Origin of the sequence: Microbacterium sp. NPDC059771, assembly GCF_042732495.1 — a bacterium.
Taxonomy (GTDB): domain Bacteria; phylum Actinomycetota; class Actinomycetes; order Actinomycetales; family Microbacteriaceae; genus Microbacterium; species Microbacterium sufflavum.
Genome location: NZ_JBHWHK010000001.1, coordinates 169500 through 182886, shown reverse-complemented (window position 1 = coordinate 182886; position 13387 = coordinate 169500). Strand labels below are relative to the sequence as shown.

Sequence of the window (13387 nt, the reverse complement as noted above, 5' to 3'; positions counted from 1 at the left end):
ATTCCCGACGGGGTCCGCGAATAAACCCGGGCATCTCGCTACTCGAAGGAGAAGCGACGTGACATCATCGGCCCCCGACGGCGGAACCGAGGAGCGGATGGTCGGGGTGGAACGCGGAAGCATCATGCTCGGAGCGGGCACTCTCGCTTCCCGGGTAACCGGTCTCCTGCGGACGGTCGTTCTCGTTGGTGTGGTCGGCTCGAACAGATCGGCGGTCGCCGACGCGTTCTCCGTGGCGAACCAACTTCCTAACAGCATCTTCGGGCTGATCTCCGTCGGTATCCTCACGGCCGTGATCGTGCCCCAGATCGTCCGAGCATCGCGGCGCCAAGACGGCGAGGAGTTTGTATCGAAGCTGGTCACGATGGGCGGAGCTATTTTCCTGCTGATGACGGGCGCGGCCGTCGTTGTGGCACCCTGGCTGGTCTCCTTGCAGTTGCGCCCTGAGAACACCGCTCAGATCGCCCTCGCCACCGCGTTCGCGTATTGGTGTCTCCCGCAGATCTTCTTCTACGGCTTGTATGCGCTGCTCGGTGAGGTGCTGAATGCGAAGGGCATTTTTGGCCCGTTCGCCTGGGCGCCGGTGGCGAACAACATCTTGTCGATCATCGGATTCCTGCTCATCGGTATGGCATTCGGCGAGAACCTTGCGCGAGTGGCGGAATGGAGCCCGGGCATGATCGCGTCACTAGGCGGCGTAGCGACCGGCGGCATTGCCCTGCAAGCGCTGGTCCTCCTTGTCTTCTGGAGGAGAACCGGTATCCGGCTGGAGATCGACTTCCGGTGGCGGGGCGCCCAGCTGGGCGATCTTGGCCGCGTTGCGAGCTGGACTCTTCTTATGGCATTGGTCAGCCTCGGCGCGGGCTTCTATCAGAGCTGGGTCGCAAACGAGGCATCCGGCCAGGGCGCCGCATCGGCCGTGATGAGCAATGCCTGGCTCGTCTTCATGCTGCCGTATTCGATCATCGTGCTGTCGATCGGAACCCCCTATTACACGCGATTGTCCGAGCACGCGTCGCTCGGCGGATATCCCGAGATGAGGCGGGACATTTCGCGGAGCATCAGAACACTGGGGTTCTTCTTGTTCGCAGCACTGTCGGCCTTAGTCGCGGCTGCCGTGCCCGCTTCGCGCGTCTTTACGAATTCACCACACGATGCAGCGGAGGCCTCTCTCGTCCTTTGCTGCTACTTGTTGAGTCTGGTACCGCTCGCCGTTCTATTCATCGTGCAGCGGACCTTTTATGCGCTCGGAGATACACGTACGCCGTTCTGGTTCACGCTCTTCCAGACCGCAGTCGTGATCGCGACCGCCAGCCTCGCGTGGCTGCTCCATGAGCTGCATATCCTCCCGGTCACATCTCTTGCAGCAGCCGTCGCTCTGGGGCAGTCGGTCGCGTCGATCGGCCAGAGCGCAATCGCCGTGGTGTTGCTCCGGCGGAGACTCGGCGGTCTTCACGTCCAAGATTGGGTTCGCCCACTGGCGCGGTGTCTCTTGGCGGCAGTGCCAGCGACACTCGCGGGGTGGGCGTTGTATCTCGCACTCGGCGGTCAGGCTGGTTGGTTCGTCAGTGACAAGCTCCCGGGTGTTCTCGGGACGATCGCGATCGGTCTGCTCAGTGGGGCGGTCTACGTCTCGGCATTGGCGATGTTCCGCGTACCTGAGCTTGCCGCTGCGCTGGCGCTGATTCGTGCGCGCTTCCCGCGACGCTTCTCGGCCGTGTCGTCGGATGACGCGACGAACCGAAGACGCACGGGGAGTCGGTAGCCTCGCAGCATGAGCGACCTCGTCTCCGCGACCGAACTGCACGACCTCCTCGCCGGTGAGGCGCCCGTCCGCGTGATCGATGTGCGCTGGCGTCTCGATCGACCGGAGGCCGGGCACGCCGACTACCTCACCGGTCACATCCCCGGCGCGGTGTTCGCGGCTCTGGACACGGAGCTGTCCACGCACGGCGAGCCGGACGCGGGGCGCCACCCGCTGCCGTCGACCGCCACGCTCCAGGCGGCCGCGCGCCGGTGGGGCGTGCGCGAGGGCGACACGGTCGTGGCGTACGACGACACGAAGGGGCTCGCGGCGGCTCGCGCGTGGTGGCTGCTCCGGCAGGCCGGTGTTCGTGTGCGCGTGCTCGACGGCGGGCTCCGCGCCTGGACGGCCGCCGGGTACGACACCGCGACCGACGACGTGATCCCGGAGCCGGGCGATGTGGTGCTCGACGAGATCGGCGACGACGCCCTCACGATCGACGAGGCCGCTGCGTTCCCGGAGTCGGGCGTGCTCCTCGACGTGCGCGCGCCCGAGCGCTACCGTGGCGAGACCGAGCCGCTCGACCCGGTGGCCGGACACATCCCCGGTGCCATCAACCTCCCGACCGGTCTGCATCTCGATGCGGACGGCCGGGTGCTCGACCGCGACACCGTGCTCGCCACGCTCGAAGGGGTCGGCGTCACCCGCGGCACCCCTGTTGCGGCGTACTGCGGCTCCGGCGTCACCGCGGCGCACACGGCGCTCGTGCTGCACGAGGTCGGCATCGACGCCCGGGTGTTCCCCGGCTCGTGGAGCCAGTGGTCGAACACCCCCGGTCGTCCGGTCGCGACGGGCGATCAGCCCGGCTGAACCTCCGCGTCCGCGGGCCCGTACCCCCAGCGCAGCTGGAGGGCGCCCGGGCCGAACGCGCGCCGCACCTGGTGCACGGAGGTGCCGCGGGTGAGCGGGACGGGCGAGACCGAGCGGCCGTCCGGGGTCTCCACGACCTCTTCGCACCAGTCGGGCACCGCGTCGGGGTGGAATCGCGTCCACACCAGCAGCTCCCGGCACTGGCGGCCCACCGCGTGCCCGGTGTCGCGCGACGGCGGCGACCCCGGCGGGTACTCCACCGACCACTCGACCATCGCCGTGTCGGGCGCCTCGAGCGGCACGTCCAGCTCGAACAGCGCGCCGTGCACCTCGCCGCCCGGGTGCGAGTAGTGGCGGGTGAAACGGCCGCCCGACACCGCCCGCAGGATGGGGGCGGGGGAGGGCAGCCCCGGCATGATCTCCAGGAACGGGATCGCGTGGATGGTGCCGGTCGTGGACTGCACGATGCTCCTGGTGGAGCAGAAGGACACGTTGCCTCGCTCGTCGACATCGGTGACCGAGTGCGTGGTCAGCTCGCGTGACGTGTCGGGGTACGGGCTGCCCATCGCCGTGTAGGCGTCGATCACGGCCTGCTCGATCTCGCGGTGATCGATGGGGAAGCCGCTCACCCCGAGCGGTCCGGTGCGGTTGGGGCGGAGCAGACGGCTGAGTGCGGCGTCCTCCAGCCCGAGCAGGTCCTCGATGTCGGCCAGGGCCGCGAGCGACTGCGCGCCCTCCGGCCGGCGAGACCCGGAGCGCCAGTAGCTCAGCGTGGCCATCGACACCCGGTTGCCGCGTGCCTTGAGCTGGCGTTGCAGCCAGGAGAGCGTCACGGGTCTCGCGTTGATCGCGTCGCGCAGTGCCCTGGCGAAGGCGCTGCGCCCGGGTGGGCGTGGCACGCCACCGTTCGTGTACTCCATCACAACCCCCCGTCCGGTATGTGAAGAACACTTCCCTAGAGTGAGCATAAGACCGCGCGAGCACGCTTCAGGGGACCGAGCGAGCACGTGGGTCACTGGGCTCTGACGTGTGGGGGAGGTGCCCGACCCCGCGACCGTCCGGCCCGACGCAGTGACGCCCCCCGTGCTGCGTATGTCGTGAAGCCCGGCAATCGATCTGGGGAGATCCGCCGGGCTTCACGCGCATCCGCCCGGCGCTGGCGTCTCCCGCCCCCGCGTAGACTGGGGGGAAACCCCGGAGGACTCTGCATGTCTGCCCCTGCTCGCGCGTTCACCATGCGCCACGTGCAACTGCTGCGCGCACTGTTCGCGGCCGTCGCCGCCCTCATGATCACCTTCTCGTCGGATCACTCCGCCCCGGTGGGGCTGTCGGTGTTCAGCGGGTTCGTGCTGGTGACGGCGCTCGTGCACGTGCTCGCCGCCTGGCTGGTGCTGCCCGCGGGTTCGCGCTGGTCCTCCATCCTGCTCGCCGTGGTGAGCGCCCTCGCCGGCATGGCGAGCGGCGTCCCCGCCTGGCGCACGGACGACGTGTTCTTCGTGGTGGTGATCTCGTGGGCGGTGCTCAGCGGCGGGATCGAGCTGCTCGCGGGCATCCGGGCGCGTCGCGTCGGCGGGATGCTCGCCCGCGACGCGATCACGGTCGGCGCGTTGACGCTCCTGCTGGCGGTGGTGATGCTGCTGATCCCGGCCGGGTTCGTGCAGGAGTACACGATCGACGCGGCGGGCACGTTCGTGCTCTCCGGCATCATCCTGGGCGTGGGCATGTTCGGCGGTTACGCGGCGATCGTCGCCGTCTTCCTCGGCATTGCGGGACTGACCCCGAAGCGCGCCGACGCGCCGGAGGTCCCCCACGACGACCAGAGCGAGCCGGTCCAGCACGGAGGAGAGCGATGAGCGACGAGAAGCCCACCCGGCGGGACATCCTGCGTCCGCTCCACCTGCTCGGCATCGCGCTGGGCTGCGGCGTGTTCGCGATGGTGGTCACGCTGGTGTCGACCGGTGCCTTCACCCTGCGCGTGAACACGGCCATCGCGAACGGCACGTACGAAGGGCTCACGCCGCTGGCCCTGAGCCTGGTCGTGGGCGGCTCCGCGTTCATCGTGACCCTGCTGATCCTCGCGATGCTGATCCTCGCGGTCGACCCGGCCGATGTGACCAAGACCATCGACCGGCCGGTGCTGTACGACGCCGAGCCGGGCGAGAAGCCCGACAGCGACGACCAGGCCCCCGGGCGCTCCGGCACCGCGAAGTGACGACCCTCGGCCGCCCGTCCGTCGGAATACTCCGGCGGGCGGGCGGCTTGTGCCTGACGTGAGCACCCCCATCGATCGCGCCTCCGTCGGACTCCGCTCGGAACGCGGACCGGTGCTCGCGGCGCTGATGCTCTCGACGGGTCTCATCGCGATCGACGCCACGATCCTGGCCACCGCCGTGCCCAGCATCGTGCGCGACCTCGGCAGTTACCAGCAGTTCCCGTGGCTCTTCTCGGTGTACCTGCTCGCCCAGGCCGTGAGCGTGCCCATCTACTCGCGCTTCGCGGACACGGTCGGACGCAAGCCCATCATCCTGCTCGGCATCGCCCTGTTCCTGCTCGGCTCGGTTCTCTGCGGTCTCGCGTGGAGCATGCCGGCGCTCATCGCGTTCCGGGTGGTCCAGGGGCTCGGCGCCGGAGCTGTCGCCCCCATGTCGATGACGATCGTCGGCGACATCTACACGGTCGCCGAGCGCGCGAAGGTGCAGGGCTACATCGCCAGCGTGTGGGCGGTGTCGTCGGTGGTCGGACCGGCCCTCGGCGGCGTGTTCGCCCAGCTCGACGCGTGGCGCTGGATCTTCCTGATCAACATCCCCCTGTGCCTGCTCGCCGCGTGGGTGCTGCTGCGGCGGTACACGGAGCAGAAGCAGACGCAACGGCACCGCATCGACTACCTCGGGGCCGTGCTGCTGACGGTCGGCCTGACCGGGGTGATCCTCGGACTCCTCGAGGGCGGCAACGCCTGGGAGTGGCTGTCGGCGCCGAGCGCGCTGTGCTTCGGGGCGGGGATCGCGGCCCTGGTGCTGTTCGCGCTGGTGGAGCGGCGGGCACCGGAGCCGATCGTCGACCTGCGGCTCGTCTCGCGCCGGCTCATCCTCACCACGACCCTGGTGTCGCTCGGCGTGGGGGCGCTCATGATCGGCGTGACCAGCTTCGCGCCCACCTACCTGGAGGGCTCGCTCGGCATCGTGCCGCTGCTGTCGGGCCTCGCCGTGGCCGCGCTCACGCTCGGGTGGCCCATCGCCGCGGCCAACGTGGGGCGGTTGTACCTGCGCATCGGCTTCCGCCGCACCACGCTGATCGGCATGAGCATCGCCTCGGTCGCGGCGATCGTCCTGGCCTCGGTCGCGTCGTGGCCGAACCCGTACGTGCTCGCCGTGATCGCGTTCGTGCTGGGCTTCGGGCTGGGGTGGAGCGCGGCGCCGACCCTGATCGCCGCGCAGTCGTCGGTGGAGTGGGGTGAGCGCGGTGCCGTGACCGGCATGAACGCGTTCGCCCGCTCGGCAGGCAGCGCGGTCGGGGTGGCCGTGTTCGGGGCGATCTCGAACGCGATCATCTCCCAGGGGGCAGGGCCGGACGACCCCGGCACGATCGTGCACGCGTCGGTCGGGGTGTTCATCGCGGTCGCCGTGACCGCGCTGCTCACCCTGCTCGCGGCGTCGTTCATGCCGCGCGACCGCGTGGAGTCGTACTCCGGCTGACCGCGCGCGGGCTCAGCGGGCGAGGCGCTCGGCGATACCCGTGTAGGTCGCGGGGGTCAGGGCGAGCAGGCGCTGCTTGGCGGCGTCGCCGATCTCCAGACTCTCGACGAATGCCGCGAGCTCGGCCGCGCCGACGCGGTGCCCGCGCGTGAGCTCCTTGAGCAGCGCGTACGGGTCGGTGATGGTGGAGCGCCCGGCGACCACCTCGGCCCGGATGACCGTCTGGATCGCCTCGGCCAGCACCTCCCAGTTGCCGTCGAGGTCGGCGAGCAGCACGTCGCGCGAGAGCGAGATCGCGTTGAGTCCCCGGCGCAGGTTGTCGAGCGCGAGCAGCGAGTGCCCGAACGCGACACCGATGTTGCGCTGCGTGGTGGAGTCGGTGAGGTCGCGCTGCAGGCGGCTCGTGACGAGGGTCTGCCCGAGCGACGCGAACAGGGCGCCGGAGATCTCCAGGTTCGCCTCGGCGTTCTCGAAGCGGATCGGGTTGATCTTGTGCGGCATGGTCGACGAGCCCGTGGCACCGGCGACCGGGATCTGCGCGAAGTAGCCGAGCGAGATGTACGTCCAGATGTCGGTGGCGAGGTTGTGCAGGATGCCACCGGCGTGCCGCACGCGGTCGTAGAGCTCGACCTGCCAGTCGTGCGACTCGATCTGCGTCGTCAGGAGGTTGAAGCCGAGCCCCAGGCCCTCGATGTACTCGCGGGCGATGGTGGGCCAGTCGGCGTCGGGGTCGGCGGACAGGTGTGCCGACCAGGTGCCGGTCGCGCCGGAGAACTTCGCGAGGTAGTCGGTGCCGGCGATCTGCGCACGGACGCGCTCCAGCCGCCACGCGAACACCGCGAGCTCCTTGCCCATGGTCGAGGGCGTGGCGGGCTGGCCGTGCGTGCGGGACAGCATCGCGGCGTCGGCGTGCTCGACCGCCAGCTCGCGCAGCTTCGCGATCACGGTGTCGAGGGCCGGGAGCCAGACCTCCTCGACCGCGCGCTTGACGGTGAGGGCGTAGGAGGCGGAGTTGATGTCCTCGCTCGTGCAGGCGAAGTGCGTGAGCTCGGCGATCGCGTCGAGTCCGAGCGTCGAGAGACGGTCGCGCACCAGGTACTCCACGGCCTTCACGTCGTGCTGCGTGACGGCCTCCTTCTCGGCGAGCCAGTCGATCTCGGCCTGGCCGAAGTCGCGGTACAGCGCGCGCAGGCGCTCCTTGTCGGCGTCCGACAGCGGGCTCGTCTCGAAGAGCGAGCGGTCGGTGAGCGCGATCAGCCATTCCACCTCGACCTCGACGCGCGCGCGGTTGAGCCCGGCTTCGGAGAGGAAGTCGGCGAGTCCGGTGACGGCACCGCGGTAGCGACCGTCGAGGGGGCTCAGGGGCTGCGGCGGGAGCGAGGGCTGGAAAGTCAGGGGAGTCCTCCTGATCGGGCCCCTCAGAGTCGGGGCGTGCGGGGCGGGCGCAGAGCGGGTTCGAGCTGGCGGAACAGCCCCCGCGTGGCGGTCTCAATCATACCGAGCACCGAATCGAACATCTCGGCGCCCGCGTAGTAGGGGTCCGGCACGTCGGGGCTCGGCGCGTTCGGGTCGAACGAGAGCAGGAGCGTGACCTTGCCCTCCTCGTCTTCGTCGCGCGCCCACTCCCGCAGGATGCGCTCGTGCGTGCGGTCGAGCGCGACCACGAGGTCGTTCTCCGCGAACGACGCGAACGTGAACTGCTTGGCGCGGTGCTGCGAGCCGTCGTAGCCGCGGCGCGCGAGCGAGTCGATCGTGCGGTGGTCGGCGCGCTCGCCCAGGTGCCAGTCGCCCGTGCCCGCGCTGCGCGAGACGATCCGCGCGCCGAGGCCCTGGCGTTCCGCGAGGTCGCGGAACACGACCTCGGCCATGGGGGAGCGGCAGATGTTGCCCGTGCAGACGAAGATCACGCGGAAGGGATCCTGGGCTGTCACGGTGACCATTCTGCCGGTCGGGGCGCCTCCTGCACAGCGGCGGCCTCGCGGGACCCGCCCTTCCTGCACGTCTGTGCATCCGCGCGATCTCTTCACGGGCGCTGCGAACCGGGTCGGGAGCCATGTCGGCGCTCGCGCAGGGTGGAGCCATGACCGCGTTCACCGCCACCACCTTCGACACTCCACCGCACGTCTGGGCCCGCATCCGCGCCTCGAGCCATCTGGGCGATGCGCTGCACGCGCTGAACGACGCCGTCGGCACGCTGCGCGCGGTGGTCGACGACACGGCGTGGGAGTCCGCAGCGCTCCGGGCGCTGCACGAGGGGATCGAGCGGCAGCACCACGCCGCGTCTGCCGAGGTCGAACGGCTCCGCGGTGTGCGCGACCACTGCCTGGGAGGCGACCGGTGGGCGGGCTGAGCATCGACCACGGCGGAGTGATCGCGGTCGACACCGAGGAGCTGCGGGCCGTGGCTGCGCGGATCGCCGCGGCCGCGGGGGCGTGCGGACGAGCGGCGACGGCGGTCGAGCAGGCCCGAGTCGCGGTGTCGTCCGATCCCGAGGCCTTCGAGGGGGTGCCGCTCCCCGCGCTGCGCGCCGCGGCCCAGGTGCTGCACGAGGTCGCCGCCGAGCTCGCACACGCGGCGGACGGAGCGCGACGCACGGCCGACGTGTTCGAGATCGTGGAGCTGCGGGCGAAGGTCGAGGCGCTCGCTCACACGGATGCGGGCGCGGCCACGGCGGCGCAGGCTCGGCTCGACCGTCTGCTCGCCGCCGACCCGGCTCTCGGCCTCGTCGCGACCGCGCTCGTGCTGCAGTGGACGACCCGTCCGCTCCTCGGCCCCGGGCTGCTCCTCGGCGGGCTCGGGCCGTCGGTGGCTCCGGCGGCGGCGGTGACCCAGTTGCTCGGCTCGACCACCGGTTTCGCGAAGGTGCAGCCGGGGGAGCGCCTCCGGGGTCACGCCGATCCGGTGCGCGTGACGGCGGTCGCCCGGTCCGCGCCGCGGGCTCCTGCCGACCTCACCGCGGCGCTGCGCCGTCTTCCGGAGAGCGGCGGCGCCCAGGTGGCCGTCGAGCGCTACACGATGAAGGACGGTGCGACCCGCTACGTGGCGTATCTCTCCGGCACGCGGTCGGTGTCGCTCGCGCCGACCGGGACGGAGCCGTGGGACATGCGCTCGAACGTGCAGCTGTACGCCGGTACGCGGTCGGCGTCGTACCAGGCGACCCTCGATGCGCTCGCCGCGTCCGGGGCGCAGCCCGGGGATCGTGTGGACGTCGTGGCGTACTCGCAGTCGGGCATGATCGCCGCGCACGTCGCGATGGAGAGCGACTTCGACGTGGAGCTGCAGATCACGGCGGGCAGTCCGTCGGAGCCGACGCTGGACGACGATCAGACGCTCGTGCAGCTGCGCCATGCCGACGATGTGGTCTCCCGGCTCGCGACGGGCGGCTCCGCTGAGGGCACGGGTTCGGCCGACAGCTTCACGGCCAGCAGGCTCGTCGAACCGCTGCCCGGCCCGGACGATCTGGGACTGGGGTCGCACGGGATCGAGGAGTACGAGGAGACCGCCCGCCTGGTGGACGCGTCGTCTGACCCGCGCGCCGAGGCCCTCGGCCGGTACTGGACCGAACTGGGCGAGGCCACCGAGGTGGAGCGTACGGAGTACCGTGCCGAACGCGTCGGATGAACTGCTGCGGTCCGCCACGGTGCGGCTAGGCGAACGCGAACGACTCCACGAGCGCGTACCCCTGGTCGTTCGACACCCGCACGGTGAAGTCCGTCTGCGGGGCGGGGTAGGGCAGGGCGCGCTCCTCGCCGGGCGCCAGCACCACGGTGTCCGTGGACTCGGGGCTGCCGTCGCTGCCCAGGTCGAACGCGACGGTCACGGTCATGGGCGCCGTCGAGTCGTTGCGCACGTGCACGGTCAGCACGCCGGAGCCGTCGTCCGGGTCGATCCGCGCGGTCAGTCCGAGCGGAGCGCAGTCGAGCTCCACGCGCTGCTGGAACCGGAGCCCCCCGTCGGTGCTCGCGCGGATCGTGTACCCGCCGTTGGGCACGAGCCTGAAGCCGAACGGGCGGGTCTCCCCCGGGGAGAGCAGGGGGCCGGGGCCCGCGTCCGGCTGAGCGCCGTCGGCGGTGAGCTCGAGGTACGTCTGGAGGGGATCCGCGGTGTCGTTGCGCAGCATGAGGGTGATGCGGTCGGCGGACTCGCACGCGGTCACGGTCCAGGCCGTCAGCTCCGGGGTCGCGCTCGCCGCGGCGACCGGGGCCGCGGCAACGGCCGCGACCACGGGAACACTCCAGGCCGCGGCGACCACGGCGCGCCGCGTCACGCCCGCCGCCGCATCTCGTCCCTGCCGCTCGCCGAGGGGCTGCGGCTCGAACGGCCCCACGTCAGTCGCGGCGCGAGCGCTTGCTCTGCGGACGCAGGATGGCGCCGAAGATCCCGTTGATGATCGAGATGATCAGGGCGGCCAGCACGCCCCACCAGAATGAGCCGACCGACAGCCCCCAGCCGAAGCTGCTCGTGATCCAGGCCGTCAGCCACAGCAGGAAGCCGTTGATCACGAAGCCGATGAGCCCGAGCGTGAGGATGTACAGCGGGAAGGCCACGACCTTCACGACCGTGCCGATGATGGTGTTCACCAGGGCGAAGATCGCGCCTACCGCGAGCAGCGTGAGCACGAGCTGCAGGGTCTCTCCCGGGGGGAAGGCGGTCACGGTCACCTGAAGGACCGGGATGAGGGTGACGACCCAGATGGCGAAGGCGTTGACGACGACGCGGATGATGAAGCGCATAGTCCGTTCAGTGTCCCACGGCGACCGTGAGCTGTCAGCCTAGACTCGACGCGTGACCGAGCCCATCCTGCCCCGCATCCGTCCCGCCATCGCCGCCCTCGCGCCGTATCGGCAGGGGAAGCAGGCGGGGCCCGAGGCCTTCAAGCTGTCCAGCAACGAGAACCCGTTCGAGCCGCTGCCCTCGGTCGTCGACGCGCTGCAGCGCACCACCCCGATCAACCGCTACCCGGACGCCACGGCCGGGCGGCTGCGGGAGCGTCTGGGGGCGCGCTACGGCGTGCGGCCCGACGAGGTGCACGTCGCCTCGGGGAGCGTGTCGATCCTGCACCAGCTGATCCTCGCGACCGCGTCGGCCGGCGACGAGGTGGTCTACGCGTGGCGGTCGTTCGAGGCGTACCCGAGCCTGCCGCTCGTGGCCGGGGCGACCGGCGTGCAGGTGCCGCTCACGGCCGATGCGCGGCACGACCTCGACGCGATGGCCGCGGCGGTGACCGACCGCACGCGCGCCATCATCCTGTGCACGCCCAACAACCCGACCGGCCCGATCATCACGGCGTCGGAGTTCGACCGCTTCATCGACCGCGTTCCGGCCGACGTGCTCGTGATCCTGGACGAGGCGTACGCCGAGTTCGTGACCGCACCCGACGCCGTCGACGGTCTCGCCGCCCGCGTGTTCGAGCGGCACCCGAACGTGGTCGTGCTCCGCACCTTCTCCAAGGCGTACGGCCTGGCCGGTCTCCGCGTGGGCTACGCGATCGGGCACGAGAAGGTGCTCGACGCGGCACGCACCACGGGTATCCCGCTGTCGGTCACGTCCGCCGCCGAGAGCGCCGCGATCGCCAGCCTCGACGCCGAGGATGAGCTGCTCGAGCGCGTCGCGGTCATCGTGGAGCGCCGTGAGCGCCTGGTGGCCGGGCTCCGCGCGCTCGGCTGGGACGTGCCCGACTCGCAGGCCAACTTCGTGTGGCTGCCCACCGGGGAGCGCACCGACGAGGTGGCCGCCGCTTTCGTGGCCGCCGACCTCATCGTGCGGCCTTTCTCGGGCGACGGGATCCGCATCTCGGTCGGCGAGGAGGAGTCGCTCGACCGCGTGCTGGAGGTCGCCGCAGCCCAGCGCTGACACCCCGGGATCCGCGCAATCTCGGGCTTCCGCGAAGATACGAGGGGGCCCTAGGTATGCGTGACCCGGAATGCCGGCACGGGTAGCGTGGGGCCCGTGAGCACCCCAGAGACCCCCCTCGTACGCGTGCTGGACGAGACCGGAAAGGTCGCGCCCACGGCGGAGGCCGAACAGTATCTGCCGCTCGTCGAGGCGATCCCCGACGCCGAGCTCGAGCAGTTCTACCGCGACATGGTGAGCATCCGGGCCATCGACACCCAGGCGACGAATCTGCAGCGCCAGGGGCAGCTCGCCCTCTGGCCCCCGAGCCGCGGCCAGGAGGCGGCGCAGGTCGGCTCCGGTCGCGCCGCCCGCGCGCAGGACACGATCTTCCCGTCGTACCGTGAGCACGCGGTCACGCGCATCCGCGGCGTCGACCCGCTCGACATCATCAAGCTGATGCGCGGTGTCTCGCACGGCGGCTGGGACCCCACCGACCCGAAGAACGGCAACACGCGGCTGTACACCCTGGTGCTGGGGTCGCAGGTGCTGCACGCGGCGGGCTACGCGATGGGGGTCGCGTTCGACGGACGCTCGGGCACCGGCGACCCCGAGCGGGACGAGGCCGTCATCGTCTACTACGGCGACGGAGCCTCCAGCCAGGGCGACGTGCACGAGGCCATGGTCTTCGCCGCGAGCTACCAGGCTCCGACGGTGTTCTTCCTGCAGAACAACCACTGGGCGATCTCGGTGCCCGTGACCACGCAGTCGCGCGTGCCGCTCGTGCAGCGCAGCGCCGGATACGGCATTCCCAGCGTGCGCGTCGACGGCAACGACGTGCTCGCCAGCTACGCGGTGTCCCGCGTGGCGCTCGACGAGGCACGCGCGGGCGGCGGTCCGCGCGCGATCGAGGCCGTGACCTACCGGCTGGGTGCGCACACCACGAGCGACGACCCCACCAAGTACCGCGGCAACGACGAAGAGCTGATGTGGGAGGGACGCGACCCGATCGTGCGCATGCGCGCGTTCCTGGAGAATCGCGGCGCCTCAGCGCGGTTCTTCGACGAGGTCGACGCGGAGGCGGCCGACGCCGCGGAGGATCTGCGCGCGCGCGCGGTGACCCTCGGCATGCCCGACCCCGACGAGATGTTCGACCACGTGTACAGCGACCCGCACCCGCTGATCGATCAGCAGAAGGCGTGGCGTGCGCAGTACGAGGCCTCGTTCGAAGGAGACGCCCGGTGACCCT

Annotated in this window: 14 protein-coding genes; 9 read left to right on the top strand and 5 right to left on the bottom strand. The window is 70.8% G+C overall.

The window, feature by feature from the left end; all coding sequences use genetic code 11:
• The first annotated feature begins 58 nt into the window (after nt 1-58).
• Together murJ and ACFV3I_RS00870 are read left to right on the top strand one after the other, a co-directional pair.
• On the top strand, nt 59-1765 hold the full coding sequence (gene murJ / locus ACFV3I_RS00875; protein ID WP_378822165.1) for a murein biosynthesis integral membrane protein MurJ: 1707 nt from the start codon (nt 59-61) through the stop codon (nt 1763-1765).
• A gap of 9 nt (nt 1766-1774) precedes the next feature.
• Nucleotides 1775-2614 (top strand): sulfurtransferase, encoded by an 840-nt coding sequence (locus ACFV3I_RS00870; protein WP_136032024.1) that lies wholly within the window; start codon nt 1775-1777, stop codon nt 2612-2614.
• Here the strand turns inward: ACFV3I_RS00870 and ACFV3I_RS00865 are convergent.
• On the bottom strand, nt 2602-3513 hold the full coding sequence (locus tag ACFV3I_RS00865; RefSeq protein ID WP_378822164.1) for a hypothetical protein: 912 nt from the start codon (nt 3511-3513) through the stop codon (nt 2602-2604). The two genes, ACFV3I_RS00870 and ACFV3I_RS00865, sit on opposite strands and share 13 nt — an antisense overlap.
• Before the next feature lie 309 nt (nt 3514-3822).
• On the opposite strand from ACFV3I_RS00865, the gene ACFV3I_RS00860 reads away from it, so the two are divergent.
• The 3 genes from ACFV3I_RS00860 to ACFV3I_RS00850 all read left to right on the top strand — a co-directional run bounded on the left by ACFV3I_RS00860 (nt 3823) and on the right by ACFV3I_RS00850 (nt 6306).
• Nucleotides 3823-4467, top strand: a complete 645-nt coding sequence (locus ACFV3I_RS00860; RefSeq protein WP_136036388.1) for an acyl-CoA synthetase — start codon at nt 3823-3825, stop codon at nt 4465-4467.
• The gene (locus ACFV3I_RS00855) at nt 4464-4826 is read left to right on the top strand and encodes a hypothetical protein (protein WP_136032030.1); all 363 of its coding nucleotides are present in this window, start codon (nt 4464-4466) and stop codon (nt 4824-4826) included. The genes ACFV3I_RS00860 and ACFV3I_RS00855 overlap by 4 nt, the downstream gene beginning before the upstream one ends.
• Before the next feature lie 127 nt (nt 4827-4953).
• Complete coding sequence (locus ACFV3I_RS00850; RefSeq protein WP_378823190.1) at nt 4954-6306, top strand: MFS transporter; 1353 nt, start codon at nt 4954-4956, stop codon at nt 6304-6306.
• A gap of 12 nt (nt 6307-6318) precedes the next feature.
• Here ACFV3I_RS00850 and purB read toward each other — a convergent pair whose 3' ends face one another.
• Entirely contained in the window at nt 6319-7701 is a 1383-nt protein-coding gene (purB, locus tag ACFV3I_RS00845) for an adenylosuccinate lyase (protein ID WP_378823188.1), read from the bottom strand.
• Nucleotides 7702-7724: 23 nt separating this feature from the next.
• A complete protein-coding gene (locus ACFV3I_RS00840; protein WP_205812681.1) occupies nt 7725-8246 on the bottom strand; it encodes a low molecular weight protein-tyrosine-phosphatase in 522 nt (173 codons plus the stop codon).
• Between the two features lie 140 nt (nt 8247-8386).
• On the opposite strand from ACFV3I_RS00840, the gene ACFV3I_RS00835 reads away from it, so the two are divergent.
• Complete coding sequence (locus ACFV3I_RS00835; RefSeq protein ID WP_136032036.1) at nt 8387-8656, top strand: hypothetical protein; 270 nt, start codon at nt 8387-8389, stop codon at nt 8654-8656.
• Complete coding sequence (locus tag ACFV3I_RS00830; protein WP_378803002.1) at nt 8644-9927, top strand: hypothetical protein; 1284 nt, start codon at nt 8644-8646, stop codon at nt 9925-9927. The genes ACFV3I_RS00835 and ACFV3I_RS00830 overlap by 13 nt, the downstream gene beginning before the upstream one ends.
• 25 nt (nt 9928-9952) lie before the next feature.
• Here the strand turns inward: ACFV3I_RS00830 and ACFV3I_RS00825 are convergent, their stop codons facing one another.
• Nucleotides 9953-10633 carry a hypothetical protein gene (locus ACFV3I_RS00825; protein ID WP_378803001.1) on the bottom strand — a complete coding sequence of 227 codons (681 nt, stop codon included), beginning with the start codon at nt 10631-10633 and terminating at the stop codon, nt 9953-9955.
• A 1-nt stretch (nt 10634) separates the two neighbouring features.
• On the bottom strand, nt 10635-11039 hold the full coding sequence (locus ACFV3I_RS00820) for a phage holin family protein (RefSeq protein ID WP_136032042.1): 405 nt from the start codon (nt 11037-11039) through the stop codon (nt 10635-10637).
• A 52-nt stretch (nt 11040-11091) separates the two neighbouring features.
• Here ACFV3I_RS00820 and ACFV3I_RS00815 point away from each other — a divergent pair, with 52 nt between their 5' ends.
• Together ACFV3I_RS00815 and ACFV3I_RS00810 are read left to right on the top strand one after the other, a co-directional pair.
• Nucleotides 11092-12159, top strand: a complete 1068-nt coding sequence (locus tag ACFV3I_RS00815) for a histidinol-phosphate transaminase (RefSeq protein WP_136032044.1) — start codon at nt 11092-11094, stop codon at nt 12157-12159.
• Between the two features lie 96 nt (nt 12160-12255).
• On the top strand, nt 12256-13383 hold the full coding sequence (locus ACFV3I_RS00810; RefSeq protein ID WP_378803000.1) for a thiamine pyrophosphate-dependent dehydrogenase E1 component subunit alpha: 1128 nt from the start codon (nt 12256-12258) through the stop codon (nt 13381-13383).
• Nucleotides 13384-13387 lie beyond the last annotated feature (4 nt).